General features: G+C 72.4%; 15 protein-coding genes. 7 read left to right on the top strand and 8 right to left on the bottom strand.

The window, feature by feature from the left end; genetic code table 11:
- Positions 1-8: 8 nt before the first annotated feature.
- The 3 genes from SOM08_RS16760 to argH form a co-directional block, all read right to left on the bottom strand.
- Entirely contained in the window at positions 9-1,163 is a 1,155-nt protein-coding gene (locus SOM08_RS16760; protein ID WP_116959438.1) for a mandelate racemase/muconate lactonizing enzyme family protein, read from the bottom strand.
- 154 nt (positions 1,164-1,317) lie between these two features.
- The gene (locus tag SOM08_RS16755; protein ID WP_116959439.1) at positions 1,318-2,205 is read right to left on the bottom strand and encodes a LysR substrate-binding domain-containing protein; all 888 of its coding nucleotides are present in this window, start codon (positions 2,203-2,205) and stop codon (positions 1,318-1,320) included.
- 22 nt (positions 2,206-2,227) lie between these two features.
- Positions 2,228-3,679, bottom strand: coding sequence for an argininosuccinate lyase (argH, locus tag SOM08_RS16750; protein ID WP_116959440.1), 1,452 nt, complete (start codon positions 3,677-3,679; stop codon positions 2,228-2,230).
- Between the two features lie 96 nt (positions 3,680-3,775).
- Between argH and SOM08_RS16745 the strand changes: the two genes are divergently transcribed.
- Entirely contained in the window at positions 3,776-4,837 is a 1,062-nt protein-coding gene (locus tag SOM08_RS16745; protein WP_116959441.1) for a sensor histidine kinase, read from the top strand.
- A 36-nt stretch (positions 4,838-4,873) separates the two neighbouring features.
- Positions 4,874-5,614 (top strand): LytR/AlgR family response regulator transcription factor, encoded by a 741-nt coding sequence (locus tag SOM08_RS16740; RefSeq protein WP_070397404.1) that lies wholly within the window; start codon positions 4,874-4,876, stop codon positions 5,612-5,614.
- 23 nt (positions 5,615-5,637) lie between these two features.
- Here the strand turns inward: SOM08_RS16740 and recJ are convergent, their stop codons facing one another.
- Positions 5,638-7,359: a single-stranded-DNA-specific exonuclease RecJ gene (gene recJ / locus SOM08_RS16735; protein ID WP_322469342.1), complete on the bottom strand. Its 1,722-nt coding sequence runs from the start codon at positions 7,357-7,359 to the stop codon at positions 5,638-5,640.
- Complete coding sequence (locus SOM08_RS16730; RefSeq protein WP_116959443.1) at positions 7,356-8,306, bottom strand: phosphoglycerate mutase; 951 nt, start codon at positions 8,304-8,306, stop codon at positions 7,356-7,358. The genes recJ and SOM08_RS16730 overlap by 4 nt, the downstream gene beginning before the upstream one ends.
- Positions 8,307-8,343: 37 nt before the next feature.
- Here SOM08_RS16730 and SOM08_RS16725 point away from each other — a divergent pair, with 37 nt between their 5' ends.
- Complete coding sequence (locus tag SOM08_RS16725) at positions 8,344-9,600, top strand: lipoprotein-releasing ABC transporter permease subunit (RefSeq protein WP_116959444.1); 1,257 nt, start codon at positions 8,344-8,346, stop codon at positions 9,598-9,600.
- Positions 9,593-10,267, top strand: coding sequence for a lipoprotein-releasing ABC transporter ATP-binding protein LolD (gene lolD, locus SOM08_RS16720; RefSeq protein WP_116959445.1), 675 nt, complete (start codon positions 9,593-9,595; stop codon positions 10,265-10,267). The genes SOM08_RS16725 and lolD overlap by 8 nt, the downstream gene beginning before the upstream one ends.
- 6 nt (positions 10,268-10,273) lie before the next feature.
- On the opposite strand, the gene SOM08_RS16715 is transcribed toward lolD, so the two are convergent.
- Complete coding sequence (locus SOM08_RS16715) at positions 10,274-10,699, bottom strand: META domain-containing protein (RefSeq protein ID WP_322469341.1); 426 nt, start codon at positions 10,697-10,699, stop codon at positions 10,274-10,276.
- 66 nt (positions 10,700-10,765) lie between these two features.
- Here SOM08_RS16715 and SOM08_RS16710 point away from each other — a divergent pair, with 66 nt between their 5' ends.
- Genes SOM08_RS16710 through SOM08_RS16700 form a run of 3 tightly spaced genes read left to right on the top strand, consistent with a single transcriptional unit; the run spans position 10,766 to position 12,818 of the window.
- Entirely contained in the window at positions 10,766-11,605 is an 840-nt protein-coding gene (locus tag SOM08_RS16710) for a TatD family hydrolase (protein WP_116959447.1), read from the top strand.
- Positions 11,602-12,096: a DNA-deoxyinosine glycosylase gene (locus SOM08_RS16705; RefSeq protein WP_116959448.1), complete on the top strand. Its 495-nt coding sequence runs from the start codon at positions 11,602-11,604 to the stop codon at positions 12,094-12,096. The genes SOM08_RS16710 and SOM08_RS16705 overlap by 4 nt, the downstream gene beginning before the upstream one ends.
- A gap of 26 nt (positions 12,097-12,122) precedes the next feature.
- Positions 12,123-12,818, top strand: a complete 696-nt coding sequence (locus tag SOM08_RS16700; protein ID WP_116959449.1) for a haloacid dehalogenase type II — start codon at positions 12,123-12,125, stop codon at positions 12,816-12,818.
- 20 nt (positions 12,819-12,838) lie between these two features.
- Here the strand turns inward: SOM08_RS16700 and SOM08_RS16695 are convergent, their stop codons facing one another.
- Positions 12,839-13,654 (bottom strand): DUF4399 domain-containing protein, encoded by an 816-nt coding sequence (locus SOM08_RS16695; protein WP_322469340.1) that lies wholly within the window; start codon positions 13,652-13,654, stop codon positions 12,839-12,841.
- 69 nt (positions 13,655-13,723) lie between these two features.
- Positions 13,724-14,893 carry an NAD(P)/FAD-dependent oxidoreductase gene (locus SOM08_RS16690; protein ID WP_116959451.1) on the bottom strand — a complete coding sequence of 390 codons (1,170 nt, stop codon included), beginning with the start codon at positions 14,891-14,893 and terminating at the stop codon, positions 13,724-13,726.
- Positions 14,894-14,898: the final 5 nt, after the last annotated feature.

The raw sequence follows: 14,898 nt of genomic DNA, 5'->3' as shown, positions 1-14,898 counted from the left end.
AAAATCGTTCAGGCCTTGCCGGCGCCGCGCGAGCCGGGCCGCTTGGCGAGTTCCGCCAGGCGATCGGGGTGGGGCTTGAAGCCCAGGCCCGGTGCCTCGGGCAGGCGCAGCACGCCACGCTCGGGCTTGGGCAGGTCGTCGAAGACCAGCTCGCAGCACTGCACGGCCACCGAGTGGTACTCAACCAGCGAGCCGTTGGCCAGGCCCGCGTGCAGGTGCATGTTGTGGTGCGGCCAGGCGCCGCCGTTGGCGAAGCGCGTGTTGAACGCGGCCGCCATGCCGGCGATGCGGCCGCACTGCGTGAAGCCGCCGCTGATGCAGGCGTTGGGCTGCACCACGTCCACGGCCTGCGCCACCAGCAGGTCACGAAAGCGCGTGGCCAGGCCCTCGTTCTGGCCGGCCGCCAGGGGGATGCTGGTCTTGGCGCGCAGCTTCTGCAGGTTCGGGATGTCGTTGTGCGTCACCGGCTCCTCGAAGAAGCTGATGTCGTAGGGCTCGACCTGCTTGGCCAGCTTCAGGGCGTGGAAGTAGTCCAGGCTGCAGTTGGCGTCGATGTAGATCTGCACGTCGGAGCCCACGGCCTCGCGCACGGCGCGGATGCGTTGCACGTCCTCGGCGATCACCGCGTCCAGCGGGCGCGGCTCGTCGCGGCGCGCCAGCGCGTGGTGGCCCACGGTCATCTTCAGGCGGGTGAAGCCACGCGCCACCCAGTCCTTGGCGGCGGCGGCGAGCTCGTCGCGCTCGAAGAAGGCGAAGCCGAAGGTGGCGTACACGGGCACCTCGGCGCGCGCGCCGCCCAGCAGGCGCCAGCAGGGCTCGCCCAGGGCCTGGCCTTTGATGTCCCAGAGCGCGAGGTCGATGGCGGCGATGGCGTGGCTGGCGTAGCCCGACTGCCCGCGCGGCGTGAGCAGCCAGTACAGGCGCTCCCAGATCTGCTCGTGGCGCATCGGGTCCAGGCCCACCAGGTGGTGGGCAGCGATGTCATTGACGATGCTGCCGATCACCTCTTCTTCGGTGATGGCGGTCATGCCGGTGCCGACCAGGCCGGTATCGGTCTCGATGGACACCAGGCAGACGGACAGGCTGGTGGTCTTGGTGCCGCCGCTGGCCGGCACGGTGACGGGCAGGTTCAGCGGCGTGGCCCAGACGCGGGCGATCTTCATCTTGTCTCCTGCGCCGCCGGGGGGCGGCGGCGTGTGTGGGTTGCGGTTCGCGGGCAGTGTAGGAAGGGGCGCCGGCGTGCGGCAATGGCCTGCGCGTGAGGCCGCTTTCGCGTTTGGCGAAAGCCGAAGGGTCCGTGGAAGCCCGCGCGGGCGCTCAGCGCAGGAGCGCGCGCACCAGCGTGGCCGCCGCCGGGGCCAGCGGGGCGTCAGTGCGGGTGGCGATGCTGTGCGTGCGCCGGGCCCAGGCGTCGCTCAGCGGCACGGCCGCCAGCGGCAGGTGGGCCAGCTGCGGCGCCACGGCTTCCAGCGGCAGCACGCCCACGCCCAGGCCGGCGGCCACCATGCGGCAGACGGCGTCGAAGCCGCGCATGCGCATGCGCACGTTCAGCGGCTGGCCGGCGTCGGTGGCCGAAGCGAGCAGGCGGTTGGACAGGGCGGTGCCGTCGCTCAGGGTGATGAAAGGCTCGTCCAGTGCCTCGGCCAGGCGCAGCTTCTGGCGGCCCGCCAGACGGTGCGAGCGCGGCGTGAGCAGCACCAGGGTGTCGCTGAAGAAGGGCGTGAAGGCCAGGCCGGCCGGGGGCACCGGCAGGTCGACCACGCCGAAGTCGGCGCGGCCTTCGATCAGGGCCAGCGGGATCTCGGGGCTGCCGCGCTCCTCGATGTCCACGCGGATCAGCGGGTGGCTGGACAGGAAGCGCTGGAGGCGCTGCGGCAGCACCTCCAGCAGGGCCGAGGTATTGGCCAGCACGCGCACCTGGCCTTGCAGGCCCTGGCTGTAGCCTTTGAGGTGCTGGGCCAGCCGGTCGGCGTCGGTCAGCAGGGCGCGGCTGCGCTGCACCAGCATCTGGCCCGCGGGCGTGAGCTGCACGCCGCGCGAGGAGCGCTCGAAGATGCGGAAACCCAGCGAGTCCTCCAGCGCGCTGATGCGCGAGCTGGCGGCGGCCACCGCCAGTTGCAGGCGCTCGCTGGCGGCGCTGATGGAGCCGAGGTCGGCGGCGGCGATGACCACGCGCAGCGTGCCGAGGTCGATGGGCTCGAGCATGCCGTGGCGCCGGGCAGCGGCCTCAGCCCAGTCGGGCGCGGTGGCGCGCGATCTGCGCGCGCACCTGGGCCGGCGCGGTGCCGCCCAGTGTGTGGCGCGCCGAGAGCGAGCCGCGCAGGCTCAGCACCTCGTACACGTCCTTTTCGATGCTGGGGTGAAAGCCCTGCAGCACGGTGAGCGGCAGCTCGGAGAGGTCGCAGTTGTGCGAGGTGGCGGCCTTCACCGCGTGCGCCACGGTCTCGTGCGCGTCGCGGAAGGGCAGGCCCTTCTTGACCAGGTAGTCGGCCAGGTCGGTGGCGGTGGCGTAGCCCTTCTGCGCGGCGGCCTCCATGGCGGGGGCGTTCACCGTGAGGCCGCCTTCCTTGGCGCCCGTGGCCGGGTTCAACTGGCCGCCCACCATCTCCGCGAAGATGCGCAGCGTGTCGGTGAGGGTGTCCACCGTATCGAACAGCGGCTCCTTGTCTTCCTGGTTGTCCTTGTTGTACGCCAGGGGCTGGCCCTTCATGAGGGTGATGAGCCCCATGAGGTGGCCCACCACGCGCCCGGTCTTGCCGCGCGCCAGCTCGGGCACGTCGGGGTTCTTCTTCTGCGGCATGATGGACGAGCCGGTGGTGAAGCGGTCGGCGATCTTCACGAAGCCGAAGTTCTGGCTCATCCACAGGATCAGCTCTTCGCTCAGGCGGCTGATGTGCACCATGCACAGCGAGGCCGCGGCCGTGAACTCGATGGCGAAGTCGCGGTCGCTCACGCCGTCCAGGCTGTTCTGGCACACCGCGGGGGCCCCGTGCTCGTCGACCATGCCCAAGGTGCGGGCCACGCGCTCGCGGTCCAGCGGGTAGGTGGTGCCGGCCAGGGCGGCGCTGCCCAGCGGCAGGCGGTTGGTGCGGCGGCGCACGTCGGCGAAGCGCTCGGCGTCGCGCGAGAACATCTCCACGTAGGCCAGCAGGTGGTGCGCGAAGCTCACGGGCTGGGCCACTTGCAGGTGCGTGAAGCCGGGCAGGATCACCTCGACGTTCTTCTCGGCCACTTCCACGAGCGCGCGCTGCAGCTCGGTGAGCAGGCCGCCGATGAGGTCGATCTCGCCGCGCAGCCACAGGCGCACGTCGGTGGCCACCTGGTCGTTGCGGCTGCGGCCGGTGTGCAGTCGCTTGCCCGCGTCGCCCACCAGCTGCGTCAGGCGCGCCTCGATGTTGAGGTGCACGTCCTCCAGGTCGAGCTTCCACTCGAAGGCGCCGCTCTCGATCTCCTGCGTGATCTGCGCCATGCCGCGCTGGATGTCGGCGTGGTCCGACGGGCCGATGATGCCTTGCGCCGCCAGCATCTCGGCGTGTGCGAGACTGCCCGCGATGTCGGCCTGCCACAGTCGCTTGTCGAAGAAAACGCTGGCGGTGTATCGTTTGACCAACTCGCTCATCGGCTCCGAGAATAGGGCGGACCAGGCTTCGGATTTCTTGTCGAGTTGGTTGGATGACATGGTGTTGTCAGCGGCTGGACGGGGGAGTGTGAGAGCGCCTGGGCAACCAAGCGCGGGCCTGGGCGGCCGACCGAATGGAAAACGGCATCGCTTCCCATGAAAGATTCGCGGATTTTATCGACCTTCCAGGAACTGCCCCACGCGGCCGGGGCGCGCCCGCTCACCGAGATGCCCGAGCACGTGCGGGCCCGCGTGCAGGTGTTCGACACCTGCCAGGTCGGCGTGGTGCTGCGCGCGGTGCTGTTCGTGCAGGCCGTGGTGGCCGTGGCGGCGCTGTTCACCGCCACCAGTTTCGTCACCTGGGGCGCCTCGCTGGCCATCTACACCGGCGCCGCGCTGCCCGCCGTGCTGGCCTGGTTGCTGGCCATCTGCGCGCTCAAGCGCCAGCTGGGCCGCCTGGCCTCGCACTGGCAGTGGGCCGTGGGCGTCTCGCTGGGGGCGCTGGCGGGCCTGTACGGCTGCGCATTGGTGGTCTGGCTGGGTGTTCTCACGCAGCAGCTGTGGCTGGCCTCGGCGGCGGCCGGGGCGCTGGTGGCGGCGGTGCTGGTGGCCGGGCTCGTGTGGCGGGCCAAGGCGCGCATGCCGGCGGGCACCACGGCCCGGCTGGCCGAGCTGCAGGCGCGCATCCGTCCGCACTTTCTGTTCAACACGCTCAACAGCGCCATTGCCCTGGTGCGCGAAGAACCGGCCAAGGCCGAGAGCCTGCTGGAGGACCTGAGCGAGCTGTTCCGCCACGCCCTGGCCGATCCGAAGGAGGCCGTGCCGCTGTGGCAGGAGCTGGAGCTGGCCGAGCACTACCTGGCCATCGAGCAGGTGCGCTTCGGCGATCGCCTGCAGGTGGAATGGGCGATCGACGAAGCGGCGTCCAAGGCCCGCCTGCCGCCCCTGATCCTGCAGCCGCTGGTGGAGAATGCCGTCAAGCACGGCGTGGAGCCCAGCCCCACCGGTGCCACGGTGCGCATCAGCACGCAGCGCCGGGGCGGGGTGGTGGTGATCAAGGTCACCAACACCGTGCCGGCGGGCAGCGGCAAGCGCGGCAATGGCCTGGCACTGGACAACGTGCGGCAGCGGCTGACCTTGTTGCATGATGTGCAGGGGCGCTTCCAGAGCGCGCTGGTCAACGGCGTTTTCCAGGTGCGCCTCGAAATCCCGGTATAAGCGCGACATGGCAAAAGACCGACCACGGAGCAAGACATGGCACTGAAGGTTCTGATCGTCGACGATGAAGCCCTGGCGCGATCGCGCATGCGCACCCTGCTGGCCGAGTGCACGGAGCCGCGCACCGACGTGGTGGGCGAGGCCGGCAACGCGGTGCAGGCGATGGACATGATCCAGCGCACCCATTGCGAGCTGGTGCTGCTGGACGTGCACATGCCGGGGGTGGATGGCATCACCCTGGCCAACACCCTGCGCCAGATGGCCGCGCCGCCCTCGATCGTGTTCGTGACGGCCTACCCGGAACACGCGGTGAGCGCCTTCGAGGTGGAGGCGGTGGATTACCTGACCAAGCCGGTGCGCCGCGAGCGGCTGCAGCAGGCGCTGCAGAAGGTGGTGAAGGTGCGCGCGGGCAAGGAGGGCAGTGGCGATTCCGGTCCGCCGGAGGCGCTGATCATCCAGGAGCGCGGGCGCAGCGAGCGCGTGGCGCTGTCGGACATCATCTACCTGAAGGCCGAGCTGAAGTACATCACCGTGCGCACGGCGGAGAAGGAGCACATCTACGACGGCGCGCTGAGCGACCTGGAGGCGCGCTACTCCCACCTCTTCGTGCGCGTGCACCGCAACGCCCTGGTGTCGCGGCGGGCGGTGCGGGCGGTGGAAAAGCACAGCGACCCGGTCGAGGGCGAAGGCTGGACCGTGCGGCTCGACGGGGTCGAGGAGCGGCTGGCGGTGTCGCGCCGCCAACTGGCGGCGGTGCGCGAAGCCCTGATGGGCTGAGGCCCCCCGCGCGGCGCGCGGGTTCAGATGTCGGCGGCTTCCACCAGAAACCGCACCCGACGCTGGCCCTGCCAGTCGTCCAGTTCCAGCCGGAAGGCGAGCTTCACCCGCTCGGGCAGCGGCTCGGTGCGCCCGAACCAGATGCCGTCCACCGCATCGCCCTGGTGCTGCAGCTTGAGCGCCAGGTGCTTCTCGCCGACGATGCGCTGGCTCACCACCCGCAGTTCCTCGCAGAACACCGGTGGCGCGAAGCCCTGGCCCCAGACCTGGCCTTGCAGCACCTCGACCAGGTCGGGCCGACGGTATTGCCGGTCCAGGGCGCCGTCGGCCTCCAGGCGGCGCTGCAGCGTGGCGGCGTCCAGCCACTCGTGCGCCACCTGCTGCAGGGCCTGCTCGAACACGTCCAGGTGCTCTTCGGCGACGGTGCAGCCCGCGGCCATGGCGTGGCCGCCAAAGCGCAGCAGCACGCCCGGGTGGCGCTTGGCCACCAGGTCCAGCGCGTCGCGCAGGTGAAAGCCGGGGATCGAGCGGCCCGAACCCTTGAGCTCGTGTTCCTTGCCCGGCGCCGCGCTCGCGGCGAAGACGAAGGTCGGCCGGTGCAGCTTGTCCTTCAGGCGCGAGGCCACGATGCCCACCACACCCTCGTGGAAGTCCGGGTCGAACAGCACCAGCGCCGGTGGCGGCTCCTCGCCCTCGTCGAACAGGGCCTCGGCCATCTCCAGCGCCTGCTCGCGCATCTCGCCCTCGATGGCCTTGCGCTCGCGGTTGATGCCGTCCAGGGTGCGCGCGAGTTCCTCGGCGCGGGCCTTGTCGTCGGTCAGCAGGCATTCGATGCCCAGCGTCATGTCGGACAGGCGGCCGGCCGCGTTCAGGCGCGGGCCAAGCGCGAAGCCGAAGTCGAAGCTGCTCGCGGTGTCGAGGCGCCGGCCCGCTGCCGCGAACAGCGCGTCCATGCCGGCCGGCAGGGCGCCCGCGCGCACGCGTTTGAGTCCCTGGGCGACGAGGCGGCGGTTGTTGCCGTCGAGCTTCACCACGTCGGCCACGGTGCCCAGGGCCACCAGGGGCAGCAGGGCGTCGATGCGCGGCTGGTTCTTGGCATCAAACACCCCGCGTTCGCGCAGCTCGGCGCGCAGCGCGAGCAGCACGTAGAACATCACGCCCACGCCGGCGATGCTCTTGCTGTCGAAGGCGCAGCCGGGCTGGTTGGGGTTGACGATCACGCAGTCGGCCGGCAGCTGCGGGCCCGGCAGGTGGTGGTCGGTCACGATCACCTGCAGGCCCAGTTCGCGCGCGACACGCACGCCGTCGACGCTGGCGATGCCGTTGTCCACGGTGATCAGCAGCTCGGCACCGCTGTCCTTGACGCGCCGCGCGATGGCGGGGGTGAGTCCGTAGCCGTCGACCACGCGGTCGGGCACCAGGTAGTGCACGCTGTCGAAGCCCAAGGGCGCGCCCAGCAGCCTGAGGCCGCGCACGCCCACCGCGCAGGCGGTGGCGCCGTCGCAGTCGTAGTCGGCCACGATGCACAGGCGCCGTTTCGCCGCCATGGCGTCGGCGAGCTGGCGGGCGGCCTCGCGTGCGCCCAGCAGGGTGTCGGGGGGGAGCAGGCGCGCGAGCCCGTCGTCGAGTTCGTCGGAGGTGGTGACGCCGCGCGCGGCGAACAGGCGCGCCAGCAGCGGGTGCAGGCCGGCCTGTTCGAGCGCCCAGGCGGCGCGCGGCGGTACGTCGCGGGTGATGATCTTCATAGGGTCTTGAGCAGGTCTTGGGCGCTGGCGCGCGGGCGCAGGCCGACGGCGCGGGCGAGCCGCCGCGCGAGGCCGGGCCGTTCGGCCAGCAGCGTGACGGCCGCGCGCTCGCCGCACAGGGTGAGGGCCAGCGGCTCGCCGCGCCGCGCGCGGTCGAGCAGGGGAGCGAAGAGGCTGTGGTCGAGTGCCGTGGCGGCGCGGCGCCAGGCCTCGAGGTCGCCGCCGAGCGCGGCGGCGCGCAGGCTGTCGTCGACCTGGGGCGGTGGGCGCAGGCGGGTGTGTGCGTCCAGCGCGCCGGGCGCGCTGAACCACAGGCCGTTGATGGGCAGGCGGCGCGCGGCCTCGCGGGCGTCGTTCACCCGGTGCGTGTAGAAGAGCATCTGCGCCTCGCTCTGCAGGCGCTGCAGCCAGCGCGCCGGTTCGCCGCGCGGCAGCCAGGCGGCCAGCGAGCGGCCGCTGACGCGGTCCAGGCTGGCGCAGGCCAGGTCACGCAGGCGCTCGCCGCGCGCTCGCCAGCGGGTGGGTTCGTCGAACAGCAGTTCCACGCCGTCTTCGGCGCACAGCGGTTCAAAGGCCGCGAACAGCGCGCGCGATTCGTCGGCGCCCAGGCCACCGGCCTGTTCGGCGCGCTGCAGCATCACCTGGTCCATGCCCACCTGCAGGTGCACGGGGTGCACCCAGGCCTGCGGCGCATGCGGTGTGTCGCTGGCCAGCGCGGCCCAGGGCAGGGCGCCGTCGCGCGGCGGCAGACCACGGGCGCGCGCCAGCGCGCGCTCGTGGGGCGGGCTCAGGCTGAGGCCGTCGTCGCCGTCGCGCGCGGCCTCGCGCAGGTGGGCGAGCAGGGCGTCGAGCGCGGGCAGGGCGGGGGGCTCAATGGCCGCGCCCAGGGCGGCGAAGGGAACCAGCCAGTGGTGCGCGGGATCCAGGACCAGGGGCTCGTCGGGCATGGTGCGATTGTCGGCGATGCCACAATCGCCCTCAGAAATGCAAACCCCCTACGAACTCCTGCTGGGCTGGCGCTACACGCGCGCCGGCCGCGCCACGCGGCGCAACGGTTTCATCTCCTTCATCTCGGGTGTGTCCATGCTGGGCATCGCGCTCGGCGTGGCGGCGCTGATCATCGTGCTGTCGGTCATGAACGGCTTCCAGAAGGAAGTGCGCGACCGCATGCTGGGCGTGCTCTCGCACATCGAGGTGTTCGAGGCCAATGGCCAGGCCATTGCCAACCTGCCCCAGGTGCTGTCCACCATCGAGGCGCGGCCCGAGGTGCTGGGCGCCGCGCCCTTCGTGGGGGCGCAGGCCCTGATCGCCCGCGGCGAGGACATGAAGGGCGCGCTGGTGCGCGGCATCGACCCCACGCTGGAGCCCAAGGTGACCGACCTCGCGGCCGAACTGGCCGACACCGTGCTGCCGCGCCTGGCGTCTGGCGGCTACGGCATCGTGCTGGGTGGCGAGCTGGCGCGCAGCCTGGGCGTGGTGGTGGGCGACACGGTGACCCTGATCGCGCCGAGCGGGCAGGTGACGCCGGCCGGCGTGGTGCCGCGCGTGCGCAGCATGACGGTGGTGGGCACCTTCGATTCGGGCCACTACGAATACGACTCGGCCCTGGCCATGCTGCACCAGGACGACGCCGCGCGCATCTTCCGCGTCGAGGGCCCCACGGGCGTGCGCGTGAAGATCCGCGACCTGCACGCCGCGCGCGAGGTGGCGGTGAAGATGGCGGCCGATCTGCCGCCGGGCCTGGTGGTGCGCGACTGGACGCGCCAGAACCGCACCTGGTTCGCGGCCGTGCAGCTCGAAAAACGCATGATGTTCATCATCCTCACGCTGATCGTGGCGGTGGCCGCGTTCAACCTGGTGTCCACCCTGGTGATGACCGTGACCGACAAGCGCGCGGACATCGCCATCCTGCGCACCCTGGGCGCGAGCCCGCGCAGCATCATGGGCATCTTCGTGGTGCAGGGCGCGGCGGTCGGCCTCATCGGCACCGGCCTGGGCCTGCTGCTGGGCCTGGGCGTGGCCTTCAACATCGACACCCTGGTGCCCGCGCTGGAGCACCTGCTGGGTGCGCGCTTCCTGCCGCAGGACATCTACCTCATCAGCCGCATGCCCAGCGACCCGCAGCGCGGCGACATCGTGCCCGTGGCGGTGATCTCGCTGGTGCTGGCCTTCCTGGCCACGCTGTACCCGAGCTGGCGCGCCAGCCGCGTGAACCCTGCCGAGGCCCTGCGTTATGAGTGAAGTCGTCCTTCAGGCGCGCGGCCTGAGCAAGCGCTTTGTCGAAGGCCGTCTCGACGTCACCGTGCTGCAGGGCGTGGACCTGGAGGTGCGTGCGGGCGAAACCGTGGCCATCGTCGGCGCCTCCGGTTCCGGCAAGAGCACGCTGTTGCACCTGCTGGGCGGGCTGGATGCGCCCAGCGCCGGCACGGTGGCCCTCAAGGGCCAGCAGCTCTCGGCCCTGGGCCCGGCGCGCCAGGGCGAGCTGCGCAACCAGCACCTGGGCTTCGTGTACCAGTTCCACCACCTGCTGCCCGAGTTCAGCGCGCACGACAACGTGGCCATGCCGCTGTGGATCCGCCGCCTGCCGCGCGCCGAGGCGGCCGAGCGCGCCAGCGCGACGCTCGCGCGCGTGGGCCTGAGCGAGCGCCTGGCGCACCGGCCGGCCGAGCTGTCGGGCGGCGAGCGCCAGCGGGTGGCCATCGCGCGCGCCCTGGTCACGCAGCCGGCCTGCGTGCTGGCCGACGAGCCCACCGGCAACCTGGACCGCGCCACCGCCGACGGCGTCTTCGCGCTGATGATGGACCTGGCGCGCGACCAGGGCACGGCCTTCGTGGTGGTCACGCACGACGAAGGCCTGGCCGCGCGCTGCGGCCGCGTGCTGCGCCTCAGCGCCGGCCGATTGGGCTGAGCCCGTTCACGGCCTGGTGCGCACGAAGCGCAGGGGCTTGTCCATGCCCTCGACGCTCAGCGTGAGCGTCGAGCCTTGCACCTGCACGCGCTGGGCCTTCTGCAGCGCTGCCATGTAGCGGTTCTCCTGCTCGCCCACCGCGCCCGCGCAGGCCATGCGCGTCATGCCCATCTGGCCGAAGGCGATGCGGTCCTGCACCAGGGTGTAGCTGCCGAAGAAGCGGTTGCAGGAGCCCTGGCCCGCCACGCGACCCGCCTCGGGAAAGGCCAGCGTGGCCGGTACGCGGTCGAGCACGCCGCTGCCGCCCAGGTCCTCCAGCCGCCACTCCGTGCTCACCAGGGGCGGCGCGCCGCCGGGACCGGCGGGCATGGCGCAGGCGCCCAGGCCGGCGATGAAGGGCAGGGCGAGCGTGGCGATCCAGCGGGGTGTCATGGGGGTCCTCCTGGGGGCTTGGGGTGTTGCGGTCACAATGACCTGCCCGAGCTTATACGCGCAACGATGACGCCCTTGTGGATCGACACGCACGCCCACCTCGACGCGCCCGAGTTCGCGGCCGCCGAGGTCGCTGCCCTGCGCAGCGAGGCGCGCGGGCGCGGCGTCGCGCGCTGCGTGATCCCTGCCGTGGCGCGCTCGAACTGGGACACGGTGCGCGAGCTCGCGCACCGGCTCGGTGACGCCTACGCGCTGGGCATCCACCCGATGGGCGTGCCGGCCGCGGACGAGGCCGACCTGGACGCCTTGGATGAGGCCCTGCGCGCCCACCGCGACGACCCGCGCCTGGTGGCGGTGGGCGAGATCGGCCTGGACTTTTTCGTGCCCGAACTCACCGAGCCCGCGATGCGCGAGCGCCAGATCCGCTTCTACCGCGCGCAGCTGCGCCTGGCGCGCCGCCATGGCCTGCCGGTGATCCTGCACGTGCGGCGCAGCGCCGACGCCCTGCTCAAGGGCCTGCGCGAGCTGCCGGTGGACGGCGGCATCGGCCACGCCTTCAACGGCAGCCTGGCGCAGGCGCAGGCCTTCACCGAACGCGGCTTCGCGCTGGGCTTCGGTGGTGCGTCCACCTTCGACACCGCGCGGCAGATTCGCCGCCTGGCCGGCGAGCTGCCCCTCGAGACCCTGGTGCTGGAGACCGACGCGCCCGACATCCCCCCGCAGTGGCTGTACGCCACGGCCGCCGAGCGCGCGGCCGGCCGGCCCCAGGGCGTGAACCACCCGCGCGAACTGCCGCGCATTGGCGCGGTGATCGCGGGCCTGCGCGGCGTGCCGGTGGACGAGCTCGCGCAGGCCACGAGCGCGAACGCGCGGCGCGTGCTGCCGCGACTGGCGGCCCTGGCATGACGCGCCTGCTCGGCCTGCCTCCCATTGCCGATGCGCGCACGCGGCTGGTGGTGCTGGGCAGCTTTCCGGGCGTGGCCTCGCTGCGCGCGCAGCAGTACTACGGGCACCCGCAGAACGCCTTCTGGAAGATCCTGGGCGCGCTGTGGGGCCTGCCGCTGGCCCAGGCCGGCTACGACCTGCGCGTGGCGGCCGTGCTCGAGCGCGGCCTGGGCGTGTGGGACGTGTACGCCAGCTGCGAGCGCGAGGGCAGCCTGGACACCGCCATCCGCGCGGCCGAACTGAACGACTTCGCGCAGCTGCGCCACCGCTGCCCCGAACTGCGCGCCATCGCGCACAACGGTGGCGAGAGTTTCCGCCACGCGCGGCTCACGCGCGCCTTTGGCCTGCCGGTGCACCGGCTGCCGTCCACCAGCCCGGCGAACGCCAGCTGGCCGTTCGAGCGCAAGCTCGCGGCCTGGGGGGCGTTGCTGCGCCAGTACGGCGTGGCCTGATCGCCGAACGCAGAAGGAGCGTTTCCATGTCCCAGGTGTCCATCCTCGTCTTCGACATCTTCGGCACCGTCGTCGACTGGCACGGCAGCATCGTGCGCGAGCTGTCGGCCGCTCACCCGCAGGTGGACGCCGACGCCTTCGCGCGCGCCTGGCGCGAGGGCTACCAGCCTGCCATGCAGCGCGTGCGCAGCGGCGAGCGGGCCTGGACGCGCATCGACGAGCTGCACCGCGGCATCCTCGACGAGATCCTGCCGCGCTTCGGGCTCGATCACCTGGACGAGGACCAGCGCGCCCGGCTCAACCGCGTGTGGCACCGGCTGGACCCCTGGCCCGACAGCGTGCCCGGCCTCACGCGGCTCAAGGCGCGCTTCACCCTCTGCTCGCTCTCCAACGGCAACATCGGTCTGCTCACGAACATGGCCAAGCGCGCGGGCCTGCCCTGGGACTGCGTGCTCTCGGCCGAGGTGTTCCGCGCCTACAAGCCCGATCCGCGCGTCTACCTGGGCGCGGCCGAGGTGTTCGACCTGCCGCCCGCCGAGGTCATGATGGTGGCCGCGCACCAGGACGACCTGGCCGCCGCGCGCGCCTGCGGCCTGGCCACTGCCTACATCGAGCGCCCGCTGGAGTTCGGCGCCGCGCACGTGAAGGACGTGTCGCCCGACCCCGCCAATACGCGTCACGCGCGCGACCTGCTGGACCTGGCGGAGCAGCTCGGCTGCTGAACCCGCCGTCCGGTCTGGCCTCAGCGCACCTCGATACGCGCCGCCGCGGCCTCGGCCAGCGGTTGGGCGGCGCCGAGGTTGTCGAGCATTTCGAGCTTGAGTTGGTAGGCGCCCGCGGGCGGCGCCAGCCAGACCTCGGTCTGCCCGTCGCGGAAGTCCATCACGGCGGGCGTGCCACCGCCGGCGGGGGCCACGGTGAGCTTGAAGTGGCCGGTGTCGGGGATCTTCTGCGACATCTGCGCCACGTTGAGCAGCGAGGCGTGAAAGCGCACCAGGAAGGGCGGGCGCGGACTGGCGCCGTCCGGCAGGTCGAGGGCCAGGCCCTTCTTCTGCAGGGTGGCCGGGTCGGCGCCGGTCTTGCGCGTGACGGTGATCCTGGCGGGCTTGCTGAAGACGAAGTGCGGCAGGTGCTTCTGGTCGGCCAGCAGCATGCGCAGCGTGTACTCGCCGGGCGCGAGGTTCAGCACGGTCTCCATCTGGCCCTTGCCGAAGTGGATGTACTGGTCGTTGAAGGGCAGGGCTTGCTTGAAGTTGAGCGGCAGGTCGCGGTTGACCAGCAGGTGGTGGTGGCCGCTCTTGCCGTGCCCGCTCTGCGCAATGGGCGCCAGGCCCCAGCCGCCCGAGAGTCCGAACTTCAGCACGTAGGGCGTCTCGATGCGGTCGCCGTCCTTGAGGTTGGTGAAATAGGCCTCGGCCGACAGCCGCGGGGGCGCGGCCTGCCAGGGGTGCACGGTGCGCACCGGTTCGGGGGCCGCCTGCGCGAGCGCGGCGCTGGCGCCCAGGGCGGCCACCAGGGCGATGGTGGATCGAAGAACAGGGGTAGGGCGCTGGCGCATGGTCGGTCGGTGTGGGTACCGGTAGGGGGCAGTGATCCCTCAGTTTACGGGCCGACCGTGGCGGCGGCGCTACCTCGTGGAGGCCGTTTCGCCCGCCGGTGGGGGTGGCGCCGCGGTCTCGCGGCGCTCGGCGCGGTCCTTCCAGCGCGCCACCCAGGCGCCTTGCGCGCGCAGCGGCCCCCAGGCGGCGATGGCGCGTTCCGTGCCGCAGGACAGCCGCGTGAGAGGTCGCTGCGCCGGCCAGTGCGGTTTCAGGGGCTGGCCCTCGAACGCGGCCAGCAGGTTGTGCGCCAGTGTGGCGCCGGCGCGCGCCGAGGTGGTGGCGGCGTCGGGGTAGGCGTGGTCGTCGCGGCGCGCGGCGGGGCCCACGGCGAAGACCTGCGCGTGGCTCGTGCTCTGTTGGAAGCGGTTCACCCGCACCTGCCCGCCCTCGGCCAGCGCGAGCGGCGTGCCGCGCAGCCAGGCGGGCGCCTGCGCGTCACCGGCCACCAGGGGCACGTCGCAGCGCAGCAGCGCGCCATTGGCCAGGCGCACGCCCTCGACCGTGATGCCCGTGCAGCGCTCGTTGAGCACGTGGATGCGCTGGCGCTTGAGCTCGCGCCGCACGCGCGAGGCCACGTCGGGCGGCAGCTCGCCGGCCAGCGCGCCGCCGTCGGTGAGCAGGGTGAGGATGCTGCCGGGCAGGCCCTCGGCGCGCAGGCGCTGGGCGGCGGCGAAGACCAGTTCGATGGCGGCCGCGCCCGAGCCGATGACGGCGATGGACAGCGGCCGCTCGCGCGCCATGTCGACCACGCGCGGCCACAGGCCCAGGAAGGCTTCGCTGGGGTAGCGCGCCAGCGCCTGCTCGCGCGCGCCGGGCAGGCGCTGCTCCAGCGCCTCGCGGTCGGTGCTGGCCGCGGTGTCCAGCGACAGCAGGTCGAAGGGGAGTTCGAGGGCGGCGCCACCGTCGGCCGGCGCGGCATGCACGCGCCGGCCCTCCAGGTCGAGCGCGAGGCAGCGCCCGGGCACCCAGCGGGCATGGGCCAGGGTGAGCAGGCCCGACAGGCCCACGCGGCAGGCGTCGGCCGTGTACCGTCCCGCGACCACGGCCGGCACCAGGGGTTCGTGCACGGGCGCGGGGGGCGGTGCCAGCAGGGTGACCTGCAGGTCGGCCGGGTGGTGCCGCGTCAGCCGGGCCAGCACCTCGCGGTGGGCCGGGCCGGCGCCGATGAGAACGAGTCGGGTGATGCCGCTGCGCATGGGCC

The sequence above is a fragment of the Hydrogenophaga sp. SNF1 genome, from assembly GCF_034421675.1.
Classification (GTDB): domain Bacteria; phylum Pseudomonadota; class Gammaproteobacteria; order Burkholderiales; family Burkholderiaceae_C; genus Hydrogenophaga; species Hydrogenophaga borbori.
This window is presented reverse-complemented; position numbering and strand designations above follow the sequence as displayed.